General features: G+C 40.2%; 21 protein-coding genes. 13 read left to right on the top strand and 8 right to left on the bottom strand.

Translation table 11 applies throughout. The features are described 5' to 3' along the window. Positions 1 to 31: 31 nt before the first annotated feature. Positions 32 to 1,855, top strand: a complete 1,824-nt coding sequence (locus tag RM552_RS02675; RefSeq protein WP_311367249.1) for a serine hydrolase domain-containing protein — start codon at positions 32 to 34, stop codon at positions 1,853 to 1,855. 118 nt (positions 1,856 to 1,973) lie between these two features. Here RM552_RS02675 and RM552_RS02670 read toward each other — a convergent pair whose 3' ends face one another. Then, positions 1,974 to 2,660, bottom strand: a complete 687-nt coding sequence (locus RM552_RS02670) for a hypothetical protein (RefSeq protein WP_311367248.1) — start codon at positions 2,658 to 2,660, stop codon at positions 1,974 to 1,976. Then, on the bottom strand, positions 2,660 to 3,517 hold the full coding sequence (locus RM552_RS02665) for an alpha/beta fold hydrolase (protein WP_311367247.1): 858 nt from the start codon (positions 3,515 to 3,517) through the stop codon (positions 2,660 to 2,662). The genes RM552_RS02670 and RM552_RS02665 overlap by 1 nt, the downstream gene beginning before the upstream one ends. Before the next feature lie 282 nt (positions 3,518 to 3,799). On the opposite strand from RM552_RS02665, the gene RM552_RS02660 reads away from it, so the two are divergent. The 3 genes from RM552_RS02660 to RM552_RS02650 all read left to right on the top strand — a co-directional run bounded on the left by RM552_RS02660 (position 3,800) and on the right by RM552_RS02650 (position 5,775). Next, a complete protein-coding gene (locus RM552_RS02660; protein WP_311367246.1) occupies positions 3,800 to 5,074 on the top strand; it encodes a serine hydrolase domain-containing protein in 1,275 nt (424 codons plus the stop codon). Between the two features lie 41 nt (positions 5,075 to 5,115). After that, the gene (locus tag RM552_RS02655) at positions 5,116 to 5,373 is read left to right on the top strand and encodes a DUF1330 domain-containing protein (protein WP_311367245.1); all 258 of its coding nucleotides are present in this window, start codon (positions 5,116 to 5,118) and stop codon (positions 5,371 to 5,373) included. A gap of 204 nt (positions 5,374 to 5,577) precedes the next feature. Next, a complete protein-coding gene (locus RM552_RS02650) occupies positions 5,578 to 5,775 on the top strand; it encodes a DUF2268 domain-containing putative Zn-dependent protease (RefSeq protein ID WP_311368260.1) in 198 nt (65 codons plus the stop codon). A 320-nt stretch (positions 5,776 to 6,095) separates the two neighbouring features. Here the strand turns inward: RM552_RS02650 and RM552_RS02645 are convergent, their stop codons facing one another. The 5 genes from RM552_RS02645 to RM552_RS02625 form a co-directional block, all read right to left on the bottom strand. Beyond that, positions 6,096 to 6,527, bottom strand: a complete 432-nt coding sequence (locus RM552_RS02645; protein ID WP_311368259.1) for a GNAT family N-acetyltransferase — start codon at positions 6,525 to 6,527, stop codon at positions 6,096 to 6,098. Between the two features lie 58 nt (positions 6,528 to 6,585). Beyond that, complete coding sequence (locus RM552_RS02640; RefSeq protein ID WP_311367244.1) at positions 6,586 to 6,750, bottom strand: hypothetical protein; 165 nt, start codon at positions 6,748 to 6,750, stop codon at positions 6,586 to 6,588. Positions 6,751 to 6,906: 156 nt separating this feature from the next. Beyond that, positions 6,907 to 8,142 (bottom strand): aspartyl protease family protein, encoded by a 1,236-nt coding sequence (locus tag RM552_RS02635; protein ID WP_311367243.1) that lies wholly within the window; start codon positions 8,140 to 8,142, stop codon positions 6,907 to 6,909. Between the two features lie 30 nt (positions 8,143 to 8,172). Further along, on the bottom strand, positions 8,173 to 8,436 hold the full coding sequence (locus tag RM552_RS02630) for a hypothetical protein (RefSeq protein ID WP_311367242.1): 264 nt from the start codon (positions 8,434 to 8,436) through the stop codon (positions 8,173 to 8,175). 188 nt (positions 8,437 to 8,624) lie between these two features. Next, on the bottom strand, positions 8,625 to 9,539 hold the full coding sequence (locus tag RM552_RS02625; protein ID WP_311367241.1) for a LysR substrate-binding domain-containing protein: 915 nt from the start codon (positions 9,537 to 9,539) through the stop codon (positions 8,625 to 8,627). A 143-nt stretch (positions 9,540 to 9,682) separates the two neighbouring features. Between RM552_RS02625 and RM552_RS02620 the strand changes: the two genes are divergently transcribed. The 9 genes from RM552_RS02620 to RM552_RS02580 all read left to right on the top strand — a co-directional run bounded on the left by RM552_RS02620 (position 9,683) and on the right by RM552_RS02580 (position 18,631). Beyond that, positions 9,683 to 10,600, top strand: a complete 918-nt coding sequence (locus tag RM552_RS02620; protein ID WP_311367240.1) for a pirin family protein — start codon at positions 9,683 to 9,685, stop codon at positions 10,598 to 10,600. Between the two features lie 25 nt (positions 10,601 to 10,625). Beyond that, complete coding sequence (locus RM552_RS02615; protein ID WP_311367239.1) at positions 10,626 to 11,159, top strand: NADPH-dependent FMN reductase; 534 nt, start codon at positions 10,626 to 10,628, stop codon at positions 11,157 to 11,159. 23 nt (positions 11,160 to 11,182) lie between these two features. Then, on the top strand, positions 11,183 to 11,413 hold the full coding sequence (locus tag RM552_RS02610; RefSeq protein ID WP_311367238.1) for a DUF2798 domain-containing protein: 231 nt from the start codon (positions 11,183 to 11,185) through the stop codon (positions 11,411 to 11,413). 68 nt (positions 11,414 to 11,481) lie between these two features. Further along, on the top strand, positions 11,482 to 12,105 hold the full coding sequence (locus RM552_RS02605; RefSeq protein WP_311367237.1) for a hypothetical protein: 624 nt from the start codon (positions 11,482 to 11,484) through the stop codon (positions 12,103 to 12,105). 134 nt (positions 12,106 to 12,239) lie between these two features. Further along, positions 12,240 to 12,932 carry an ABC transporter ATP-binding protein gene (locus RM552_RS02600; protein WP_311367236.1) on the top strand — a complete coding sequence of 231 codons (693 nt, stop codon included), beginning with the start codon at positions 12,240 to 12,242 and terminating at the stop codon, positions 12,930 to 12,932. Further along, positions 12,929 to 15,415: an ABC transporter permease gene (locus RM552_RS02595; RefSeq protein WP_311367235.1), complete on the top strand. Its 2,487-nt coding sequence runs from the start codon at positions 12,929 to 12,931 to the stop codon at positions 15,413 to 15,415. Before RM552_RS02600 ends, RM552_RS02595 begins: the two co-directional genes overlap by 4 nt. A gap of 73 nt (positions 15,416 to 15,488) precedes the next feature. Continuing rightward, complete coding sequence (locus RM552_RS02590; protein ID WP_311367234.1) at positions 15,489 to 16,616, top strand: DJ-1/PfpI family protein; 1,128 nt, start codon at positions 15,489 to 15,491, stop codon at positions 16,614 to 16,616. A 34-nt stretch (positions 16,617 to 16,650) separates the two neighbouring features. Next, positions 16,651 to 17,364 carry a response regulator transcription factor gene (locus RM552_RS02585; RefSeq protein WP_311367233.1) on the top strand — a complete coding sequence of 238 codons (714 nt, stop codon included), beginning with the start codon at positions 16,651 to 16,653 and terminating at the stop codon, positions 17,362 to 17,364. After that, positions 17,357 to 18,631 carry a sensor histidine kinase gene (locus tag RM552_RS02580; protein ID WP_311367232.1) on the top strand — a complete coding sequence of 425 codons (1,275 nt, stop codon included), beginning with the start codon at positions 17,357 to 17,359 and terminating at the stop codon, positions 18,629 to 18,631. The genes RM552_RS02585 and RM552_RS02580 overlap by 8 nt, the downstream gene beginning before the upstream one ends. Before the next feature lie 37 nt (positions 18,632 to 18,668). Here the strand turns inward: RM552_RS02580 and RM552_RS02575 are convergent, their stop codons facing one another. Then, positions 18,669 to 19,421, bottom strand: a complete 753-nt coding sequence (locus RM552_RS02575; protein WP_311367231.1) for a hypothetical protein — start codon at positions 19,419 to 19,421, stop codon at positions 18,669 to 18,671. Positions 19,422 to 19,447: the final 26 nt, after the last annotated feature.

The raw sequence follows: 19,447 nt of genomic DNA, 5'->3' as shown, positions 1-19,447 counted from the left end.
GCGGTCTGTTTAAAATAGGTATGATTAAGACATGTTTTTTTGTGAAATTAGCCGTTGTTTTAGAAGCTTTTATCGATACACATTGGCATTCTTGCTGTTTTGTCTTTCGTCATTGACATCGAATGCAAACGAACAGCAAGCCGAAATACAGCAACTTCTCGCCGACTATGATTTGGCGGGTATTGTTTGGACGACATTTGATGATGGCCAAAAAAATTCCTCTTTTTCGGGGTTTGCAAATATTAAGTCAAATCGTCGTATGCAATTGGACACCAAGGTGCAGGTAGGTTCAGTAGGCAAAGTTGTTTTGGCTGTCGGTGTTTTGCACCTTATAACCACTGGGAAGATTCATTTAAACGATTCAGTTGAGGACTTGCTTCCTACATTAGACTGGCAAAACCATTGGTCGAATAATGCACCAATAACCATTGAGCATTTATTAGCGCACACCTCTGGTTTGGATAACATCAAAATGTGGCAGTTACTCAATTCGAGCACTAAACCCGATACTCCTCTAGCGGAAGCATTTTTAAATACTGATCCTCATATTTTAACTCCGCGCTTTGAACCAGGAACCCAATATTCCTATTCAAACATGGGTTACAGTTTACTCGGCATGATTATTCAAGCCGTTACACGTAAAGACTATGAAGACTACATGGACTCGTTGTTGGAAAAGTTGAACATGAATGACAGTACATTTAACTTCGTCACACAAGGGAGTGACTCGCGGCTTGCCATGGGATATTTTGAGGGTACAAACCCGCAGATTGCGGTTCCAATGCTACTGAGACCAGCGGGACAATTTACGACAACGGTTAATGATATGAGTCAATTTATCCAATTTCTGTTAGGAAACGGGATGAGTGACAATGAACGTATCGTGCAAGCAGCGCTAATGAATAGACTAGGCGTTCCAAAAGGGACTTTTGCTTTTGAGTCTGGGCTTGAACATGGGCATGGACTTGCTCTAGCAAAAAGAGATAGACATGGTGCTATAGGCTATTGTCATCCGGGCGAAACATTCGGTTTTTATGCTAACCTTTGTCTTTTCCCAGAGGAAAAAAAAGGTTATTTTTTTGCGATAAACACCGACAATGAAAGCGCACTATACGACGATTTCAACCGCACGTTAATCAATCAACTCAACGTGAGAAAAGCCACTGAAAACTATGAGGCTGGTTCTTTCAATAACCCGCAACAGGATATTTCAGGCCTGTATATCCTCTCGCCGAACAACATGCTTGAATTCCACTGGTTAGACTACATGTTTAACAGTATTTATCTAACTGCGACAGAGTCCGGGTTTAAGGTATATTCACTTCAACAGGAAGAGTTTGAAATTACCACTGTAGGTAAATTCCTTTACAGGCGAGATGGCAGAATAAATACCTCTCACGTTTACTATCACGATGGTCAGTTCGCGTTTATAAGTGATGGACTAAATACCTATAAAAAATCGTCTTTGAGCTTCTTATTATTGAATTGGTTTGTACTTATTTTGGGGTGTTTTGCCTTGATAGTATTGATAGCGAGGGGTGCTGTAGTGTCTGTAAGGGGCTTCAAAAAAGGTATAAATCCAATTTTATTGCCCTTTTCAGTATTATGTTTGTTAGCAATACCTGTGTATCTATATTCGCAACAGAGTTTTTTAGACTTTGGTGAGCAGACCGCCGCAAGTATATCATTGGCCGTAGTCAGTGCAGGCTTTCCCTTCGCCTGTTTGATAGCGGCATTGTTGTATGCCAAAGAAAAGAAGCTCAAGAGCTTTGATGCTCTGATAACGTTAATTGCTTTGATGTTAGCACTTTACTTAACAGTCAACGACGTTCTACCAATAATATTTTGGAAGTAGAGAGTTGTTAGCCTTATCTATTGCGGTAACTGTCCTCGGAGTTCTTAATCAGCAAAAATTGAGTCAGGTGGGGAGGCAGACGAAACATAATACGGTTTGATAAGATAGACTTCATCAACTAGTCAGTGGCAATGTGCAGTGCAATTGTGTTTGCCATTTTTTCTACAAGTGCATCAAATGAATGACTTGCTTTTTCAGGATTTTTTATTAAATTGTCAAAGCCATTAAATGCAACGCTGTTTGGAATATAAATAGACGATTGTCCTGCCTCTGATTTATTGCCAATGGCAAAACGCTGGTCATAATAAATTTGCCGCTTACTAATGTCAGTTATGCGGGCTTGAACATACATAAATGGAACATATTTACCTGCATGGTCATCATCACTAAAGCCCATCGACACTAAAGTTAAAGTCAAAGATACATTGCTTGGGGCAGACCTGTTGTTGTGAGCCAGTTGTTGTACTTTATACCCTTGTTCTGTTAGTGCTCGGGCAACTCTTTTACCCAGTCGCTCTGAGAAGTCATCGGCGCTAGAGTTGATCAACGCCATGACTTTGTTAGTCTTTACATATCTATCACCTACTAAATACAAAGGTGTTAACACGCCCATGAAATGATTCATACTTTCATTATTTTTCACAGTATATCGGCCCACTTCATTTACGGCTTCAATCATTAATGGAGTATTTTTTAAGTCGATTTGTGCTCTATCATCCAGTGCTTTCGGCACAGATGAACAGCCCTGTAGAAATATAAAAGAGAGTGCAAAAATATACTGACAATGATGTTTAAATAAAGACATTATTTATCACGCCGAGAATTGACTAATGCAAGAATGCTGTTCGCGACAAGCTCTGGGTGCGTTTTATGAAGATTGTGATCTGGCGAATCAACTATATGGTGGACTTGACGTTCTTGGTTGCTAATTAACTCACTATGTTGCTTGATCCAAAGCGCCTTGCCTTGCTCTGTTTCATTAAAAGCAAAAGGTTCATTGCTTACTTGACCAGCTGTTATTACATGAACAGGTATATTTTTGGGAAGCGCTCGAGTGTGTTTACAAGCGTTGTCCATTTGTTCAATGAGCAGCTTATAGTCTGCGACTAAATGTTCAGGCATGTATTGCAGCAGCATAATATCTTCACGCTTTATGAACTGTGCATCTATCGCTTTGAACTGATGGCGTTGAGATAGGGTTGCAGGCTCGACCATTACCATGCCCTTTAGTTCTTTAGGAAAGGCTTCAGCGTATTCACTCGCGATTAAACCGCTATATGAGTGAGTAACATATATAAAGGGTTGATTTATATCTAGATAAGCTTTCAAGGCTCTTAAGTCTTCAAGATGATTGAGAATTGCTCTTGGTTTCGAAACTGCTGAGGACTTGCCTATGCCCGCTCTTGAATAGGTTATCGTGCGAATACTTGCAGGCAATGCATTTATGACCAGTTGCCAGGTTTCTTGATCGGTACCAAAGCCAGCATCAAAAATAACGACAACATCTCCGTGCGCAGAATCCTTGAACGCCAACCTTACATCATTCAACTGGGCAAAACGTATTGGCTCTAGTGAGTATTTTGGGGCTGCTGAAACGCCTACTCCAAGAACAAGCGTTCCAAACATTGTGCATATGGCCAAAAGCTTAAACAAAGATCTCATAGATAACTCTCTTACTAATTAACGATTTCGTTTATTTTGCAGACGTTATTGTGAAACTGATGTGAATTGACTGTTTTTTGTTATCCGCTCAGTAACAAGTTAAACTTTAGGTCATATGTTTTAGACAATGCGCACGATAATAGGCTCAGAGAATTCTTACCCAGTATAGGGCGCAGCAGTCATATCGATGAGATATGTACGGTCGGTCATTCTTCTTGAACGCATTATCAATTTTGGTACTTCCTGATAAACGAGAATAGATGCAAACTATAGGGGGTAGGTATGAAAAAGTTTATAGTGTCTTTGCTAATAATCGCGCTGTTGTCGACAGCTTGGGGAGCACTTCGCATAACGGCTTTGATGCAGGGCTGGTTGTTAACGCCATGGAGTGAAACCGATGATAATAACGGATTCACCAATGCTCTAAATATTACAATCAAAGAGCAAGCAAAAGGTAATGCAGTTGTAGCGTTAATTGAAAGCGGTGAAATAGTACATACTTACTTTTATTCAAAAGGTGAACCTGTTGATGAACAGTCAGTCTTTGGTGTTGCTTCTGTCGGTAAGTGGGTGACTGCGATGGGTGTCATGCGCCTAGTCGAACAAGGGAAATTAGATTTAGATACCCCCGTTAGTACCTATTTGAAAAGCTGGGCATTACCTGCGAGTAACTTTGATAATAACAAGGTTACTCTACGATTATTGCTCAGTCATACCGCTGGAATAGAAGATGGTTTAGGTCACGATGGTTTTGCTCCCAATGAAGAAATTCAACCGCTAGTCGAGCACCTAACCCAAGCTGCTGATGCAGACCCAGAAGTTAGTGGACGCGTTATTGTCACTCAAGAGCCTGGCAGTCAATGGGACTATTCAGGAGGAAGCTACAACTTAATTCAATTGATTATTCAAGATGTGAGCGGAATGACTTTTTCTGATTTTATGTACGAAGAAATATTTGCCCCCCTTAATCTAAGCAATACTCAATTTCAGGTTGATAGAAATGAGCCATTGCTAGCACAGTACTATGGTGAGAATGAAACACTGCGCGAATATCCTAATTACACATCACTTGCTGCTACAGGCCTGTATACAAACATCATTGATATGCATAAATTGCTAAAGGCAAACCTCAACTCCACCTTCAGAGGTGACGGGTTCCCAAACTTACTGAGCAAACAAAGCTTGAATCAAATGCGAGCTCCAATTGCTAGCGTTGGCGGCCAGTATATTTGGGGTACTGGCGTAATGCTTTTTGCTCCGACCAAGGAAGGGTATGTCATTGGACATGGCGGTAAATCTCCATTCCTGAATGCTTCGGTTCGATTTGACCCAAGCAATGGTAGTGGTTTTATTATGTTTCAAACGGGTAACGATGAAGCGTTTGCTTCAGATATCGCAACGCAATGGACGCTGTGGAAAACAGGGAAACCCGACATTTATCTTGTAAACAACAGAATTGATTTGGTGATTAAAGATGCCCTGCTCGGTTTTGTTGTGATTGTCATACTTGTCATTGCATTTCACATTTGGCAGTCGAAGCATAAACCCCGACTTTGAACTAACTTTAATCAACAAAGAGAAAATAGACCACAAACTTTGTGGTTGTCGACCTTACACCAATAGATAAAGTGCCTCAATATAGCGCCTTAGCAGCAGAAACGCTGACCCCATTTAATGGCAAATTCATTGATAAAGGAGATGTTGAAGTGGTTAACGGTGAAGCGCAACATAAGTTAAAAGTAAGTATACAGTTCCCTGACATCGAGAACGCTAGAGCTTGGTATAAAAGTGAGGCATATCAGGCAATCATGCCTTTGAGAGAAGAAGAAATGAGAAGCGAGTTTCATCTGATTTAACAATGTTAAGAGTGCTCAATCGGTAAAAATTGATATCGTTCTACTGAGAAATATAATGAAAAACATCTTAGCTTTAGTTTAAATTTACTAGAGATTTCGATACTCGAAGGGAGTGCTGACTATATTGCAGAATTAACTGCTGGTGCAGCTTAAACCTTAGACGATAAAAGAGCTGAATTTGGCTTAAGTAAAAATAAGCAACTTATTGCTGATTTTCAGGCGACGATGCTATCGTCGAATTTTTCGGCATGGCTTTATTCCGATGTCGATTCGATGCCCAGAGATGTGGGCTATTGGGTGGGCTATCAAATAGCAAAAGCATATATCGAAAATGGTGGTTCAATTGTCGATTTGCTATCTATGGAAAACGCGGAGTTTATATTGAGACAGTCAGGGCTATAGTTTTATACCAAAACACATTGTTAGCACATTTCACGGCAATTGAACCTAAAAGAGCCTTAGTTGAATATAGCAGAGCGGTGCTTTATTCCGATTTAATAGTGTCAGAGTAAAATACTTTCAACGCATTGGGTAGGACTTATTGGTCTGCGTTCAGCTTCTCCAAATGGTATCAATTCAAGCAAAGCGCCAAGTTTAGGGGCAATACTTCTCCAATATTACCAATAAATATAAGCGTGGGAATTAGAATAACCATCCTCGCTATCATTAACAATAAACGGTGTTGGTCGCTCTTTCCAAAATCCACTTATTATTTTGTTAATTTAACCGAGCACCATGTGTATTAGTGGGAATGAATTGCCTTGACCGTCTAATTCAGACCTCCCAATTCTTTTAAAACCTACTTTTTCATAGAAGCCTATAGCATTTGGATTTTGCTCGTTTACATCAACTTTTGATGCATCCAAATTGTCTACGGCATATTGAATTAAATTACGACCAATACCTGCACCAAAATGCTGTGGTTTAACAAAGAGCATTTCAATATTTGAATCTGCAACCCCTATAAAACCAGTGATTTTTTCACCTTGCTTAGTGCAGCGAAGGTCTACAGCATCAAAATAATGTTGAAGAATAAGAGGCTTTAGTTCAACAATACTTTCCTCTGGTAAAAAGTCATGAGTTGCACGAACTGAGGCCTCCCAGATTTCGATAAGTTCTTGGTAATTATCCTTCGTGACTTCGAATACGTCCATTAAGGCTTCCTTGAAATTAAACATGATTTAGGCCGAGCTTTTTATATCATGGTGACCGTTAAAGCTCGGAAAACATTTCTTCATCAAAAACGGCTGAGACCCAAATAATGTCTAACCACAAAAAAAATACCGGCAAATTGCCTTTTACCTCATCAAACCGCGCCTCGACACCCTCAAACACCCGCAACAAGGCACTAATTTGAAAAGCAGTAGTAATCTTCACTGTTAATGACCATTCGGCCAAATAGTTGGCCAGTCCAGACTGTGCCTAAAGTTTGCTAAAAGACTTTAGGAAATTACCAATAATGATGATGACCAACCGTAGCATGTACAAAAGGGACTACCTGACAAACCCCTTTTGGCATCGTACTGTTCCACCTTACATCGAAAAACCTTCAATCGGAGCAGCGCTAACACGCTCACAAATGTCACTCTCATGAACACAAAACTCAAACAGCCCCTCTTTTGAAGCTAATTCTTGCCACTCATCCACGGTATATAACTGTGATTTAACGCCGTTGATTTTATTAATTTCGGTGCCTATTTTAAAATTGAGTGCTTTGGCTGGCAAGTCAGGCGAACTGTATACAACGACAAAATTTCCGTTTTGTAACTTTCTCAATTCTAAACCCAGTAAATTATATTGGCTTTTGAAAGAATGTCCTTTTCGCTGAATAAAAGCTAACCTCATATTTGGATAATCGATAACTATCTCATACTGACTCAATAGTGCACTGCCTAAGGTCCAAAAATCATCTTCATCTTCTTGAATAATGTTAGTCACTACATTTTCAAGCCGTAAGTTTCCGACTTCCACAAGTGGCGTGTTTGCTTTGAAGTGGGTTGCCATTCCACTGAGACTATATCCAGCTGACTGTATTGAAGGAGAAGGAAATGCTTTACCGCCACCAAAGTATGCATCGTTAATACTCATGTGATATCTGCTGCCTGTGTCCAATATGATATCGCGCTCCAACACATGGTCAGAGAATGTAATCTTGGCAGGAAAACTGATTTTGCCAAAAAAAGTATCAAATGGGATCCACTCGGGTTTCATGTTTGAGATAGCTTTTGGTAGGGTTTTATGAACAGTCACTAGATTAGCATCACGATTAAAATACCAAACAAGGTCCTTTAATATATCGTTGCCAACGACACCATCAAACCCTGCTTGATCGGGCCGTATAAAAAACCGAGTTTCAGAAAGTGGGATATATCCAAAATTAACATCTTTGTAAGCAATAGAATCAATAACTAAGGTATTGATCTTAGTTTGGAAAGCAGGCGTGTGTTGATGCCCTCCATAACCACCTATCGTTAACTCGTAGCCTTGTTCAAGCTGTAATTGTTTAATTTTCGGCGTATCGAATAGCATTGAAATGGATGAGCCCGTGTCAATCAGCAGCTTTACCTTCTTAACGCCATCAATGGAAACGTAAATATAAGGCTTGGCATATACATAATCAGCCTCAGGCGTCGCAATAGTTTGATTTTGCTCCCATATAGGCTCGATCCCATTATTGGCGTTCATTAGACGTACTTTGTTGACTATACCGCAACCTGCTAAAGCGAAACTGCAATAGACTACAGCGACTGATGAGAAAAATTTATACATACGTCAAGTACTCCTTCAGTGGCTGCTTCATTAGGTTGAAGACCATAAGTTTTTGCGATCTGCCCAGCGAAATGCTGCGGCAAACCATGTAACTGCGAGCAAATACAAACCCAGCCAGGCCGAGGCATTTAAACTAATAGGCTCTCCCCATCCGCCATAAACAAAAAACGTTAGTCCACATATCACTAGCAGAATGATGCTCAGAAGTGTTTGTTTGCGATCTTTAAATCCCAGAAGTCCGAATGAAACCCATAAAGGTGCTTTTTGCCAATCTTCAGATTTTTTATCTATCATTTGTTTATTCCTCATTGAAATTGTTTATTAAAGTAAAACTTACTAATTTCGTAGAAAACAATATTAATAGATAAAGGGGTACTTACTCTTGACAGAAAGTACGCAATTTATTACCGAAAGTACATTTTGGGGGGATTTTCAAAACACGTAAAAAAAATGTGAGGATATATGACAGAGCTTACCAATCTTCAATTCGGTTTATCTCCAACCCGAGCATTCACATTGTTCACGAAGTAATCTGCAAGAGTGCGAACAACTGGTGATTGGCCGAGTCGAGAAGGAGTAATTAAACTTAATTGCGCGCACCCTGCCGTCCAATCAGGTAAAACTCTTACCAAGGTTCCGTTATCTAATTCGGCTCTGCATGTATAAGCGGGCAAGCTTACAATCCCAAAATTTTTTGCTGCTGCTTGTTTTAAGGTAGTCATGTCATCGCTGCACAATTTAGGAGTAAAGGAAATGGTGGACTTGCCTCCACTACTGTTTTCTAGATTCCAATGCCCCTGTGCAGGCTGCCAACCTACCTTTAAACCTTGTCTTTGTTGTAGATCTTTAGGTGACGTTGGCGTACCCGTTTTATCGAGATATTCAGGACTCGCGAACAAATGCCAAGAAACATTCGCTAAGCGTCTTTGAATAATACTCGAATCTGGCATGGTATCCATATGCCCTCTTATTGCCATATCTATCCCAGAAGCAACAAGGTCGACACTTTGGTTGCTAACCTGTTGGATGAGTTTCACATTTGGATGTTTAGCCAGAAACTCAAAAACAATTTCTTGAAGCGCAAACTGCGCAACGCCAAACGAGCAACTAAAGCTTACATGACCACTTAATGTTGCTTTTCGATGTTGAAACGCTGCTTCGGCAATTTCCATGCCTTCTATCACTTTGCGCGCATGCTCGTAAAATAGCTCGCCGGCTTCTGTCACATTAAACTGGCGGGAAGTTCTTTGTATCAGTCGAGTATCAAGTCTTGCCTCTAGTTGAGATACGTGCCTGCTGAGGCGCGATTTAGGCATGTTTAATGCGTCTGCGGCAGGAGAGAAACCGCGTTTTTCCACGACATGAATAAAATAGAAATAGTCATTTAAATCAATCATAACCCGTTATGCTCCTAAGTTCGTTCCAAGTATAGAACGATACATTCATTTTTTGAGTCTACACGTTCTAATTTTTGATTGCTATCCTCTAAATCGTGGTTATTAGCACAGTGATTTACTCAAAATAAACAGGAGACTTTAAAATGAACACCAATCCCATGTTAGCAGAGAGCCGGACTGCACAGATATTTTCGAGCGTTACATTTAGTGCACCACAAAAAGGCAATAAACTAAATATTGGAAACGGTTTTACAGCAAGTACCTTTCGTCACAATAATTTCGTTGGCGCCATGGACCCTTTAGTCATGGTAGATCATTACCATATGAGCAAACCTACTTTTGGTGCTCACCCTCACGCTGGTCTTTCGGCGGTGACTGTCCTTTTTGAAGACAGTGTAGGTAAATTTCACAACCAAGATTCACTAGGTAATGACTTTGATTTAATGCCTGGCGACTTGTATTGGTTAAAGGCTGCCTCTGGTGCTGTGCATGATGAGAAGCCTAGAGATGGAGCGAATACTCATGGCCTTCAAGTATTTATCAATCTGCCACACTTAATGAAACATGATCCGCCCGAATCGCTGCATGTGAAAGCTAAAGATATGCCAATCATTACAAAAGATGGCCTGCGCGTTCGAGTTGTACTTGGAAACAGTAATCAAACTGAAGGTGCGGTATCACCTGCGTTACCTATGACTATTCTAGATGGAGAGCTTGATACTGGTTGTAAGTTCACTCATGACTTGCAAGCGAAGGAGAATGGCTGGCTATATCTATTAACTGGCGAAATTAAACTAAACGCTGGAGGCGAGGAAATTACCATGCAAGCAGGTAAAGCGCTTGGTATCAAAACGATGTCAGGTTTTGACACCAATTTGATTGAGTTAACGAATGTAGCAAGCTCTAAAGCACACTTTGTTTTGTTTGCTTCTGCCCCCGTTAATGAAAGCTTTGTTCAAAAGGGCCCTTTTGTAATGAGCAATGAGGCTGAAGTAGCAAGGATTGAAGCCGCATATGCTGCAGGCAAACTAGGTCAAATTAAGTCGTTGTCCAAAAACTAATATTTACACAATAGAGGAAATAACCATGAAAATTCTAGCATTAGCAGCCAGTAACAGTCTCAAGTCTATTAACAAAGATCTTATAAAATATGCCTCTAGTCTAATACCCGATGGCGATATCGAGTTTTTGGATATTAATGACTATGAAATGCCTATTTACAGTATTGATTTAGAGGAAAAACAAGGCATCCCAGATCCAGCCTCTAGATTCCTAGATAAAATTGCAAAAGTTGACGCGCTATTAATATCGCTTGCTGAACATAATGGTAACTACACCGTGGCATACAAAAACCTTTTTGATTGGGCTACTCGCGTAAACCAAAAAGTATACCAAGACAAACCACTCGTGTTTTTATCAACATCACCTGGACCAGGTGGTGCGAGAAGTGTTTTGTCTTTAGCCGTCGAATCTGCACATTACTTTGCTGGCAAAGTAGTAGCGTCTTTGTCTATACCTGAATTTTTCAAGAATTTTGATACTGACAAAGGGTTACTTACAAATGATCTCTTAGTAAAGCAGCTCAAAGATACATTGTCGCATTTACAAGACAATAAATAACAGATATGAAGGAGATTACTCAAATGATTCCACATAAATTAGAAGCGCTTGCGTTTTCATTTGTAATGTCATTTCTAATGTCCGGCGTCATGTCAGCGACCATGTTAATTTTAGAATCAACAACTTTAAGCGAAGCTTTTGTTAAGTGGCCAAATTCATGGCTCATTGCAATGTTAGTGGCGTTTCCATTCAGTTTAATCGTAGTGCCATTAACTCGAAGGTTGATGGCAATTACTATTAAATCAAGTGTGTGACAAGGTGACTGCCATTGACGCTAATACAAAATACAAGGCCAAATTAAACCATTTTTAAGGTGTTAACAATGAACCTAGACAACCATGAAGAAATTTTTTATAAAGCATGGAATAAATCAGGCTACACAAGCATAGAACTTCAACCATTGGATGTGAATCGGGTTATAGTAAATGACTACCCTAGTGTTGAAGGGCTCAGCTTGACTCGAACTCAACTTTGGGAAATGGAGGTTAAAAAAGCCGCCCGCCCCGACCTTTTCATCAGTAGTGTAGTCAAGGAAGGAACTGCTCGTGCTTGGGGACGTCAAATACTGAAAAACGGTGATGTAGTATTCATCCGTGTTTCAGAGCAACGGTTGTGGTTGCAGCCGCAAAGTTATGGCACAGTGATAGAAGCTTGTTATTTGAATCATTCAAATCAACAAGTAACATTTATTGGCTTACCTAAGGTCGAAGATGATGCAGGGCAGGTCCTATATGCTACGCAAAAACAGCCTTTATTCCATGTGACTCATGGCGTAAGCGGTGAAGAAAAACAGCCACTTAACACTTGGCGTATAGTGCATCTTGAAAACGATCCAAATGACTTATTACACGAGCGATTCGAGATAATGTCTGGCGCACAAGGACTGCCAGAATATGTTGAATACTATATCGAGAGAAGTCTGAACGTTCAGCTTACTAGAAATTAACTTACCCCAAACTAAGTTAAATAAAATATTTACTGTCTGAGTGAACAGATTATCTAAGATATCTTGGGGAATTCACACCCGTTTCACAAACTACCAACTAACATCAGGTGCAATAATCACTATTGGACAAAATTATGTTGGTAAAAAACACTACACAAATCCAGTTAATTGGCGTGGGTCAGTCTTTCAACAACAACGATACAAAAGTCGAGCTGTTTAGCGATCTTAATTTATCGATAGTTCAAGGGCAGTCCTATGCTATCACTGGTCCTTCTGGTTCTGGGAAATCCAGTCTTTTAATGTTGATGTCGGGTCTTGAGATACCGGCAAAAGGCGATATCCATTGTGTATCAAATTCAAAAACCGGTCCACTAAGTTTATTGAGAGAAGACATTGGTTTTATATTTCAACAATTTCACTTACTGCCAGAACTCACTGCTTTAAGCAATGTAGCCTTGCCCCTAAAGCTTCGTGGAAACAAGAATGCTGAATCGCAAGCTAAAGAATACTTAATAAAAGTTGGATTAGGGCACCGGCTTGACCACAAGCCTCAGCAATTGAGTGGTGGTGAGCAGCAGCGTGTAGCAATTGCTCGGGCCTTAGTGTTTAAGCCAAAATTCATTTTTGCCGATGAACCCACCGGCAATTTAGATGTAAACAGCGCTAAAGCGGTTGCCGATATCTTATTTTCTTGCTGTCAGCAAAACGGCGCCGGTTTGGTCCTTGTCACTCACAGTACCGAACTAGCGGCTCGAGCTGAGCATGTGTTCTCTTTAGAAAACGAGGCTTGTAGGGTTACGCAACAACTTCAGCCAGGGGTGGCATGATGAATATACAAACCTACAAACTGGCTTGGCATTTTTATCAGCAAGAGAGGCACTTAACACATCAAAGATTTATGCATTGGACACAAGGGATATTGATGGGATTTATCGTCACCTTGAGTCTAACCAGCCAAAGTATACAAAACTATTTAGAGAATAACCTAGCAAATTTATTGGGTGCGGATTTGGTGATTAGTCAACAACAAGTATTGAATGAATCCCAGCAACGTGCACTCATTAATATGTCTGAGAAAATGGTATTGACGCAAAACCTAATTACGACGTTAACCCATAATGGAAAGTGGCAACGCACTATGTTGAAAGCGGTCGCGAGTGATTACCCGCTAGAAGGAGAATTGCTAACGACAGCATCATTAGATGAGGCGCCCGAATTTTCACTCACTGGCCCCGAATCTGGAGAAATATGGCTTGATCCGCGCTTGCTATCCAGTCTATCTGTCACCATCGGTGAAACGCTTACCATTGCTGATCAAGCTTTTTTGGTCACGAAGATTTTACTCCACGAACCTGATCGCTTGATGGAGGGGCACAATGTAGACATGCGCGCTTTGATCAATCGCAATGACCTTAGCCATATAAATGTGCCTCAAGACATTATAAATCATCGTTATCTTTTCGCTCTTGGCCCAAAACAATCTGAACAAATCCTCGAATGGCAAAAACTGCATTTACCTGCAGCACAGGTTCGTCATAAACAAGGGGCTCATCCACTTGCATTATTCTGGAAAAGGACTGAGAACTTCATTGGCCTTGCTTCTATTATTCTATTTTTTATGGCGGCCATTGCTATCGAGCAGCTCACGCGTATACAAATGCAAAAAGAACAGTATTTTAGCGCTGTATGTATGAGTCTTGGTGCGAGTAAAATAACAGGAATGCAAATTTCGATTTTAAAATGGTGTTTTCGTTTTTTAATCATGCTGCCTTTCGTTTTATTGTTTTCTGCGTTCAGCCATTGGCTACTTGTTGATTGGCTTAGTTCAACATTAAACGACCTGAACTGGCAATGGCACATGGGCTTGGCATTACAATCTGCGATGGCAGTGGGTGCCTTATTCTTGATATTTCAGTTACCTGTATGGGCCAGCCTTAAAAAAAGCTCCGTGGCCCAACTAGTAACCAATACCCAGCGTAAAGTCAGTTATTGGATATCAATTTTTAGTGCAATGGTCGTGTTAGCCAGTATTGCCTTTGCATATTCCGACAATGGCCTACTCACTTCGATGGTGCTATTGGCAATGCTAATAAGTGTACTATTGATATTGGTAACTAGTTGGCTGGGGCTATCATTAGGAGAAAAGTTCACTCAGGGTTTCTCTGGCTTGATGCCTTTTGCACTCTTTATGATGAAACAACGATTGGTCGGCAAAAGCACCCAGATTCTTGGCGTTGGATTATGTGCGTTTTTATTGTTGTTTACTTTAATGTTAATGAAAGATCTGGGCAATACAATGAGCGCTTACAAGCGCCAGCATGATGGCAACTTGATGGTGTCGCAAGCTACTCAACATCAAATGCAGTTCATCCAAGCATGGGCCGCAGAACATGATATTGATATTCGGCAGCGCAAGCCATTTATCTACGCAAAATTAACTGAAGTGAACGGACAGCACTTATCACAATTTAGCGATAAACCAAGTGATAGTATGGCAACTTTTCAGCGCTCTATCAGATTACATTGGGCCGACAATATACCCACTAATAACCGTGTAGTCGATGGCCAATGGTGGCCAAAGGACACTAAAAACTGGCAACAAATTTCAATAGAACAGGAGGTGATGACCGATCTAGGTTTATCTCTAGGTGACCTAATGACTTTTTCTGTAGGTTCGCAAAGTGTTGAATTTACTATTGTAGCCAGTCACGCATTTAAACCTGGAGCAGGTTCAATAACATTTTGGGTACAAATGCCATCATATGCGTTAGCTTACTTGCAGGCCCCGCAATATAATATGGCCAGTTTAGAATTAGCTGAAACCCAATTTTCATTATTAGGTGATTTATGGCAACAGCACCCTTCACTGCGCATGGTGTCACTCAAAGAAATGACAGCCAGATTTGATGCCATGCTATCAATGATTACCCATGTTATTAGCGGCTTTGCCGTGTTAATCATCATACTAGCAAGTATCGTTATTTTAGCCTCGATTACCTCATTAGAAGATAAAGAAAAAAAGAAAAACGCTATCATCATGAGCTTTGGCTTTGATAAATCGACTTGTCTAAAGCTTAATATCATTGAGTGGATTGTGACGGGTGCAATAGCCGCTATTGGCTCTATTTCTGGTACTTATGTCGCGGGTTTACTCATTTATCAATCTCAATTTTCATTGACCTACAAGCCTGATTTTCTATGGCTCGGCGTTACCTTGTTTGTGATCTTATTATCTGTCACGCTGCTGGGAATTGCTGCCAGTAAAAACAGTTTATCTAGTTCGGTTCGTCAATTAATGGCCGAACAATAAGTTTGTACTTTATTTCACATCCTTTTCACAGATAGTTTGAGAAAGTGATGACAACTCTATTAAAGGAAGCACGATGAAAAAGTTAATACAACAATTTATACAAACGATTATCTTAACTTTATTTTTGTTAAATTCGGTGAATTCATTCGCCGATTCACACAATAAAAAAATACTAATGGTACTTAGCGGTTATGGCCAACAAGCAGGAAAAGAAACTCCTGGTTATGAATTTGGTGAGTTCTCAAAGGCTTATCTAGTTTTTAAGCATCACGGTATACAAGTAGATATTGCTAGCCCTTTAGGTGGTCAGGTAGAAGCCGACAAATATGATCCCAGCACACCATACAACGCCGCTATCTTAGGTGATAATGCAATAATGGCCAAACTAAATAATACGTTGTCAATCGCTGCTTTAACTGCCACAGACTACGATGGAGTGTTTGTAGTTGGTGGCAAAGGTGCAATGTTTGATTTACCTAAAAGTAAGCCATTGCAGAACTTAATTGCCGATATTTATCAGCAACAGGGCTCGGTGGCTGCGGTTTGTCATGGCCCTGCTGCGCTGGTTGACGTTAAACTAAATGATGGCAGTTACTTAATTACAAATAAAGTGGTAAACGGATTTACTAACCAGGAAGAAAAGCTATTTGGTAAAAAGTGGATAAATGATTTTGAGTTTATGCTCGAGGACAAAATTATTGAACGAGGGGCAAAATTCGAATCTAGTGACATCATGTTAAACCATGTTGCTGTTGACGGACGTTTAATCACAGGTCAAAACCCATCCTCCACTGTATCGGTTGCTAAAGAGTTGCTTAAATCTATAGGTATTAAAATCAAACCTATGCCTGCTTATAAAGATGATGCAACATTGGCTTTAGTCGCTAAAGTTTTAAGCGGCAGTAAAGAGGCTGAAAAAGCACTTACTGATTCCAAAGGGCAATATAATATTCCTCTTGTAGGCATGTATGGGTATTATTATCTAAAAGTGGCAGTCGATAAAGTTGAACTGGAAAATGCGCTAGTCCTAATGAGCTTGGCAAAAGAAGAGCTCAACAATCCACGGATAGATTTAAAAATTGCTACCGTGCAACACCAGTTAGGTAAAAACGAGGCGGCCCTTACGACTTTGCGCCAGTTACTGACGGTCACACCTGATTTTAAACCGGCGATTGAGATGTTAAACACCTTGACCCAATGAAAACCTTAGTGCCAATACATGTGAGGAGATTTGCATGAATACATTGCCCCCTTTGCAGATACTGCTGATAGAAGATGAGCAAAATATTGCCAAAAATATTGCTGAATTTTTTGAGCAAAAGGGACATGTATTGGATTTCGCAGTTCGGGGCAATCAAGGCCTCGAACTGGCCCTACAAAACTACTACGATTTAATTATTCTTGATTTACATTTACCCGGAATGGATGGCACAGAAGTGTGTCAAAATATTAGAGAAAGAGCCGACCGTCACATCCCAATTTTAATGCTGACAGCAAGAGATAGCCTCGAAGATAAAGTGGAAGGGTTTACCGTTGGAACAGACGACTATTTAAGTAAGCCATTTTCTCTACAAGAACTTGAAGTGCGTTGCTTAGCCCTTTCGCGCAGACATTTGCTGCACACAAATGATAAGCTAGTAATAGGGCCTTTAGTACTGGATAGAAAACGACGGACTGCCATGCGTGAAAACTCAACGCTTGAGCTAAGCAGCATGGGATTTAAGATTCTTACTATACTCGCTGAAGCTTACCCACAAGTAGTTAGCCGTTCGCAGTTAAATTTTAAGCTTTGGGGTGATGAGCCGACAGAATCAGACGCAATGCGTTCTCATATTTATCAATTACGTAATGCAATAGATAAGCCCTTTCCCTTTCCTATGCTCAAAACAGTATTTGGTGTTGGTTTTGTGCTAGTAAGCGACAATGCAGAGAGTGCAAATAATGATTGAAAGACCAGATAAATTTCATAGCTTAAGTCGTCGTATTGTCATTCAGTTCTGCATTTTTACCTTTGCTATATCTGCCGTTTATGGCCTTATTTCTTTTTTACTCATGTACACCTTAGAAGATAACTTCTTTCGAAAAGAAATCCAATTAGAGGCTGAATATTTGTCCTTTGGATATCAACAAACGGGCGAATGGCCGCCAACAAGAAGACCCAACATGCAACTGCATTTTACTAAAGCCACTTTTCCTGCTGATTTCATGGAAATTTCAGTAGAAGAGCCAAGGCGCACAGAATTTACGGGTAACAACGGTAAGCATTATCATCTCTATACTTTTCCACAATATGAGAATACATTTCTGGTTGCTGAAGTGAGCAATGAATTGTTTGTGAGACCCATTCGAAGTGGCGTTATTCAATTTCTGAGTATCAGTACATTATTCGTTTCTATTTTTGCGTGTTTAATCGCCTGGTTAATTAGCAGAAAAACAACTCGCCCGCTTAAGGAATTGGCTGAATTGGTCGATGGCGTCGAGCCAGAAGTTATTCCTAGAGGTTTTTCTAAACACTATCCTAATAACGAAGTAGGGATTTTAGCGAGTACCATAGAAAAATCTTTGCATCGCATATCTTTAACATTAGACCGCGAGAAGTGCTTTACGCGTGATGTAAGTCATGAATTGCGCACCCCACTTGCTATCATAAAAAACGCCGCTGAATTATTGACTACTCAAACCACTAGCAATAGCGAAGACAAAAAGCTTTTGCACCGTATTGCTGAAGCCTCTGAAAAAATGGAAAAAACCGTTTACACTCTGTTGATGTTAGCGCGCGAAGAAAACACTTCACAAGGCAAAGAAAACGTTCAGCTAATGCCATTAATTGAACAGTCAACTATCGACAACCGTGCATTACTTGTTGGTAAAAAAGTCGACATCAATATTGCTAATAGTTGCCACACACGAATATATGCGCAACCAGGTATGTTAAAAGTATTGCTCGACAACTTACTCAGTAATGCCTTTCAATATACCCTCTCTGGTGAGGTAAATATTAGCTATTTAGATAACGCGCTTGTAATACAGGATACCGGCCCGGGAATAGAGCCCAGTATTTCTGATAATGTAACTGAGCCTGCCATCAAAGGAACTAAAAGCACAGGCTTCGGATTTGGCTTATCAATTGTTAAACGGCTTTGTGCACATCAAAGCTGGCAACTTTCGGTCAGTAGCCAAAACGGCACTACCGTTAAAGTTGCATTTATTACTTAGCTACAACTTAAGAACACCATACCAAGTGATGTTTAATTTATTGCTTTCTAATTTGATAATTAGAATAGGTATCCAATGACTCTTCGTCGATATCAGTAAAAAACGCAAACGTCCCATTCATGCTCAATGCATGCTGATGCGGTAAAATAGCCTTGTCGATTTTAAGAAAACTCAAGTTCAGACTGAAATCCGTAATTTTAGCAGTGAACATGGGTGAAAAAGCCTCTTTATTGACTATTTGGATATTTTCAATGAATGCTTGCTGTTTATTAAACAAGAGTGTTCCTGATAGCTTTTCGGTGGCGGTATCACCTAATTGACTCAGGTTAACGCGAAAATTTGCCCTTAAAAGGCTCTCACTCTCATCGAGCAACACCAAGCTATCAACGTGAATAATTTCACTCAGTTTTATATGAAAAGTTTGCTCGCCCTTTTTTTCTAATTTCTCTCTTTTGGAATCTTTAAATGCCTGTTGCTCTGTTTGACTGGGCATTTGTCCATTTTTACTCAGAAGTGACCATTTTTGAGTACCCTCTAAAAGAGGGTCGTATTGTTCGATACTTCTTGTGATATCGCCTTCCTCGCTCTCATAGCGTGACACTATATAAGACCAATCTTCACGAGGTGTTAGTTCAAAATCTCTGATAGCCTTGGCGATGGTTTGCTTAAGAAGTTCTGGAGACTGCTGATATTTTTTCGGTTCGCTTTCACTCTTGGCGAATGAATTCGTTGTAATAACAGATAATGTCGCTCCTAAAAAAACGACTAAAATGGAAGACTTCAGTTTCATGATATGCCAATAAGATAATTAATAGG

Source organism: Glaciecola petra, from assembly GCF_031846345.1.
Taxonomy (GTDB): Bacteria; Pseudomonadota; Gammaproteobacteria; order Enterobacterales; family Alteromonadaceae; genus Glaciecola; species Glaciecola petra.
This window is presented reverse-complemented; position numbering and strand designations above follow the sequence as displayed.